The organism is Bradyrhizobium sp. NAS96.2 (assembly GCF_001908235.1).
In the GTDB taxonomy this organism is placed as follows: domain Bacteria; phylum Pseudomonadota; class Alphaproteobacteria; order Rhizobiales; family Xanthobacteraceae; genus Bradyrhizobium.
The window spans coordinates 1-5215 of the sequence record NZ_LGHK01000421.1 but is presented as its reverse complement, the minus strand read 5'-3'; the positions used below and the strand labels follow the sequence as shown (position 1 = coordinate 5215).

The window sequence follows — 5215 nt, the reverse complement described above, 5'->3', positions numbered from 1 at the left end:
AGGTGAATGCCGGCCGCCCACAGAAAGCTCACCTGCACTCGTCTTTGCCAAGCGGCAAGGAACGGATCGGAAGACGGCGCTGCCAGCAACAGAAAGAGTACTCCGCCTACGACCCATGCAAGCGCAATGTCAGCGATGGCCTTGCACAGAGCTGGAAACAGTACCGTCATTCCGCATGCCTAACGTTCCTCGACGATGAACTGATAGCCGTAGTCCACCACATGCCCGTCTTGCGAGAGCACGCGGTAATGAACCGAATAACTGCCCGGTCTCATGTCAGATACTGCCGTTACCATGCACTTCGGATCATTGCCTGCTTTCAAATCGCCAAGCGTTAGCGACTGACCGTTGGCGTTCTTGAGCTCCACTTTCGAAAACTTGAGCTCTATGCGTTCGTTGAAGCACAGTTCGATCTGCTGCGGCGAATGAGCTAACACTGCCCGGCTCGCGGGATCGGACTTCACGAGAGCGGCATGTGCAGAGGCAGCCGTCGGCAGGCACACGAGGCCAACGCACAGCAACGTGATGCCAAGCGCTGATACCGGACGCCTGCTTGCGGATGAGAGTTCTTTTACCGTCCCTTGAATCAGCCTAGTTCGCGCCCTGCCGGTGCCGGCGGTCAAGTTTGGCGTGCCAGCATGATCGAGTGACGGCCCCGTCGCTACTCGGATGTAATCGCTCTTGTTTCCGTGTTTTTCGTGAGACATGAGTGTGACCCTTATTGCCGGACAGCGGCCGGCAAAGTGCTAGCCTAGCTTTCCTTGCGCAACGTGGAGTACCAAAACAGGGCGGCCCCGGCTGCCAGCGTTCCTAGAACGATTGCGAAACTGTCCCTATATCGGACCCAAATCCCGCTGCCGTAACCAACCGAAAACGGAAATCTCGATACGTATTTCGGTCCGTCGCCGACTGTCACGAGGCCCACAAAGCGCCCGGATTCGGGGAACGTGTACTGAAACGATAGTGAGCCTGTCGGATATTGTTTTGGCGGGATTCGAAGGACGGCCTCGCCGTCTACGTCGTTGCCGGCGTCTCGCAACAACCGCACCTCGATGGGGAGGTCACGTAGCACATCGCCGACGGCATCCAAGACGATGACCGTGCGGCCGATTTCCGGAATGTCCTCGCAAAATTCCCGATTCCCCTGCTTGGCCGGCTGGTATCCGGTAAAATGCATCATATAGGGCCCAGCGCGAAGCTTGCACACGTCTTTCTCCATCGATACTCCCCCGTGTGCAATCGCTGGCCGCGCCCCACCGCAGTCTAGGATGAGGAGCAAAGATGGAATTCCAAGCACTGCGGCTTTTAGGACATTCAACCCGCACCTCCTTTCGGATTCTCGGCCGTGCGGTTGTCGGGATCGGTGAATACAGGGACCATGGGGCCGCTGACGTTTGAGATTGTCCGTTTGCCGTGCTCGTCATAGAAGAACAACAGTCCTCCCAACGTATTGTCCGGATCGTTGATCAGGCTACTCAAGCGCTCCGTCTCCCATGCCGCGTCGGCCGCTTCGATATCGACTGTCTTCGTTTCACCCGGCTTGAGCGGTCGGCTGTCGCTCACCTTAAGCCCATTCGGAGGAAGCAATTCCTTGGGGTAATTCGGATCCACCGTCGCCATTGCCTGGCTAACCTCATGGTTGATGAAGCGCTGATTGGAAGTTAAGAACTCGCCAAGCTGTGCTGACGTGCTCCCATTGTTCGTCAGTGTAACGTTCATACGAAGCGAGCGGCCAGGGACGTCATAGTTTGACTTGTTGACCACAACTTTGACCTGCTCAGGCACTTCCGGTAGGGGCTCGACGGTTGCGCGGGACCCCTGCAGCGGCACGGTCCTTGGATAAGCGGTGTCGGTCGCCTGAAAGCCGAAGAATACGATGAGAATCGTCGCCACGAGCAAACCGGCCCCAAATAGGCGATCGGTGCTGGTAACGAGCTGAGATCGATCGCCGCCTTCTTCCGTCAACGCGCGAAAACGAGGCAGCAGGAGCGGCCGGCGCAACCACCAGACAAGCCACACGATGGCGATCGCAACCCACAAGCCATGCCAGAAGAACACCCTGCCAAGGCCCCAGGTCTCGAGATTGTCGATAGTCTCGCCACTGAGAGTTTTGATTGGAAGCTTGAAGTCGCTTTCGTTCCCCGTCACCGACAGCCAGTTTCCCGGTCCGAGCAGCGGCCCGGCTCCCATCACGTTGATCATCGGATGGACGTGATGGTAGCCCGGCACTCGTCCTTTGAGCACTGTTTTGAATTCATAGTCCCGGTTCAACTCCAGTTTGGTGGACTGAATTGCTGGGACGCCATTAATGTAGCTCTCGGTTCGGGCTAGCACCGGGCCCGGCGTCCCGTTTCCCAGAAAGGCCGCTTCGGGAAGGGGTAGGTTGACTGGCCAGATCGGGAAGAGTCGGAACTTGCCGGTGACAACGATTTCACCGTTCACGGGAATGTCGTTCGCGCTCCACTTCACATCGTAAAAATGAGCCGTTCGCATCCGCAAAAACGGCTCCTGATTGCGCTCACCATGCGCCAGAGCAGCATCTGGGACGAAGGTCAGTATTCCGATCTGCATGATCGCCGCCGCTGCCGATAAGATTACACGCGCGCATGAGCTTTTGCGGAAACAGAATGTTCTCATTTGGAGTCCTCCACAGTCCCAGCAGGATCATTCGCTTGCGACGAAGCGCCCTTGCAGGCTGGTGCGGTCTATGGCTTTTTGGGCTGTCTCAGCTGGCTCATCCTTATCGGTGAGCCCCATGAAATTTTTCAGGGTGTTTGGCGTCGTTACCACACGAGCGAGGAGCATTCCGATATGCCACCACGCCAAATACATCAGTATGGATACGAACGCCGAGAAAAAGGACGCGATAATGGCTGAGTGGCCACCAAAAGTTCGAAGCGTGCCCCGCTCTATCAGCCGGATATACTCAGGCAGGGCGGTGCGGGTGAAGGCATAGCTGATGTAATCGCCCACGGAAACAAGCTGCCCCATCACTTCTACGGGTAGCCGATATGGCGCCAGCCAAAACCAGTTAGCCGGATAGAAAAGCAGTGCGAATGCAAAGGCGCCGGACATCGCCGTGAACAAAAAATTCCCGGTCAGCAAAAGAGCAAGATCGAGGACTAGTGCGCCAGGTATCAGCAGCGCTGGAATGACCTCGCTCATCGGAAAGTACGACCACAGGTAGAAACCGAAATATCGATTTATCCACTGACCGAACAGGAGACAAACGACCGCAAATGTAGCGGCGATTGGAAGTCTAAATTTCGTCCAAAACACATACTGCAAAGCTGCAGGGAATGTTATGGCCATGATTGGAGTCAGGGTGACCCACCACTGTCTGTCTTTCCAATCGATCCACATATCCCAGTCCCCTGCGGTCAGCATGTAATGCAGGTGGAATGCGCCGGAGACGGCCAGAAAAAGGATGGCGGCGACGAGAAGGTCAAACACTCTTGAGATTCTTGCTGACTCTTTAGGCCATTCGAGCCCATACAGTCTCACAGACGCTCCTCCTTGCATGGCTTCCTCCTAATTCTTTTACCGAGTTGAGATCGACCTTCCTGGAAACCGACGCCCGACATGATTACAAGACGGCATGCTTTGCACATGCCGGGCTGTCAGCGATTAATGGTTCATAAGCGGTTTCAGCGCTGGGTGGCGACCGAAACTTCGTCCGCTTGGGAAAGCCGCCCGATCACTTCAAGCATGTGCATCGCGATCTGGATCAGGAGCCCACCCAAGGCCAGCACACTCCAGCCCATCACGACAAAACCCCAGTGCAAGGGATAGGAGAACACCTCTTCCATCAGGAAGAAGGCATGACCCCACTCGTTGTAGCCCAAGTTCGGCAATATTAGAAACGGACCTACAACCGCGAGCACGAATGGAATTGAGATCTGCGTTGCGAACTTCGGCAGCCTCGTCATCGCGTACAGAAATGATCCCACGCCAAATAGCACGTAGAGTGGCATGGTGCCGTAGAACAGCACGATGTGACTCGGCGTGAAGCTTGTATCCCGGACCACAACCTGATGCCATGAGGCGTCCTGCTCAGCAAAGAAGCTGGTAGCGAACCAGACGCAAAAGGCATAGACGAAGATGAACAGGACCAGATTGAAGTAGCGCCGGAGCTCTTCCCGCGGTTTGAGCGCGCCAAGATTGCGGTCTCGCGTGAACCATAGATGCGCCCAGGTCACCACCCAGAGCAAAGGGATGACGCTAAGCTCAACCTTCAGCAACGTCATCCAGGCGGCATCGAACGCGGGCTCAGTCGAATCCAGGCCGGCACTCCAAGCATAGACCTGCTGAAAGATGCGCCAGAACACCATCAGCGCTAGCACCGCCAGAGTGACTCCTGCTGCAAGTTTGAAATTCGCCAACGGCTGAGTACGGTCTTCAGCGGCAGACTTGGCGTTACGAGTCATCGTGATCGACATCTTGTCTCCTCCTTGAGATTGCCTAAGGTGTGGTGTTGTTTACGAGGGTAGTGCTCACTCCGATCGTTGACCGCAAGGATAGGATCTGTCTTCAAGCTCCCAGCTTTCTGGTTACCTCCTTGCGAACGGCGCACGCATACACGTTGATTTCGAGACCGACCGGTAATTCGACGATTTTTGGGGCTTTCCAGCTCATATATCGATTTGCTCCTGGCTAGATGAATGCGGCGCAAAAAGTCGCGAGGACACGAGGTCCTCGCAGTGGGGGAGAACTCACCGAGTGCGCGGCAAGTGCTCGGCGAAAAAGAAACCCATGATCACGCCATCCCTGCCGCCGCGCGCTGTGCCATCACCCTGATGAGATTGGCGCGATAATCCGACGATCCGCAGGAATATGATCCGACTCTTGCCTCGCCCGCTGCTGCTCTTGCAAAGCAGCGTATTGATGCATCCAAGCGTCCGTATTGAACGATTCGTTATAGTTGGACTCCACACCACTCTCCCTAGATGAGGTAAATCTTCATAGCTGACCCGGAGCTAAGCCGTTCGCTCAGTCGACGACCGCAACAAAGCCAAAGAACGACAGTCCTCCCCCTTCTCTCTGTTCGCTCATTACCCGCACCCTCCTTTTGAAAGAGCGGTGCGGCACGTCGGGTTTGAACCTGGCCCGTATAGACGCAAGACGGTCCGCTTTCATCTCAAACAAGCCGTCCTGCTCCGGCTTCAATTTGGAAATTGGCCGCGCGTTCGGTCTCAGGTTACAACCTCACGCCACG

6 protein-coding genes are annotated in these 5215 nt (G+C 55.9%); all 6 read right to left on the bottom strand.

Annotated features, from left to right (window positions below; genetic code table 11):
* Positions 1 to 179: 179 nt before the first annotated feature.
* Entirely contained in the window at positions 180 to 707 is a 528-nt protein-coding gene (locus AC628_RS41695; protein WP_083633332.1) for a copper resistance CopC family protein, read from the bottom strand.
* Between the two features lie 44 nt (positions 708 to 751).
* Positions 752 to 1219, bottom strand: coding sequence for a hypothetical protein (locus AC628_RS41690; protein ID WP_083633331.1), 468 nt, complete (start codon positions 1217 to 1219; stop codon positions 752 to 754).
* Between the two features lie 95 nt (positions 1220 to 1314).
* Positions 1315 to 2637 carry a bacterial ammonia monooxygenase, subunit AmoB gene (gene amoB / locus AC628_RS41685; protein ID WP_074132570.1) on the bottom strand — a complete coding sequence of 441 codons (1323 nt, stop codon included), beginning with the start codon at positions 2635 to 2637 and terminating at the stop codon, positions 1315 to 1317.
* Positions 2638 to 2664: 27 nt separating this feature from the next.
* On the bottom strand, positions 2665 to 3522 hold the full coding sequence (amoA, locus tag AC628_RS41680) for a bacterial ammonia monooxygenase, subunit AmoA (protein ID WP_074132569.1): 858 nt from the start codon (positions 3520 to 3522) through the stop codon (positions 2665 to 2667).
* A gap of 125 nt (positions 3523 to 3647) precedes the next feature.
* On the bottom strand, positions 3648 to 4439 hold the full coding sequence (gene amoC / locus AC628_RS41675) for a bacterial ammonia monooxygenase, subunit AmoC (protein ID WP_074132568.1): 792 nt from the start codon (positions 4437 to 4439) through the stop codon (positions 3648 to 3650).
* 91 nt (positions 4440 to 4530) lie between these two features.
* Complete coding sequence (gene pqqA, locus AC628_RS41670; RefSeq protein ID WP_074132567.1) at positions 4531 to 4635, bottom strand: pyrroloquinoline quinone precursor peptide PqqA; 105 nt, start codon at positions 4633 to 4635, stop codon at positions 4531 to 4533.
* Positions 4636 to 5215 lie beyond the last annotated feature (580 nt).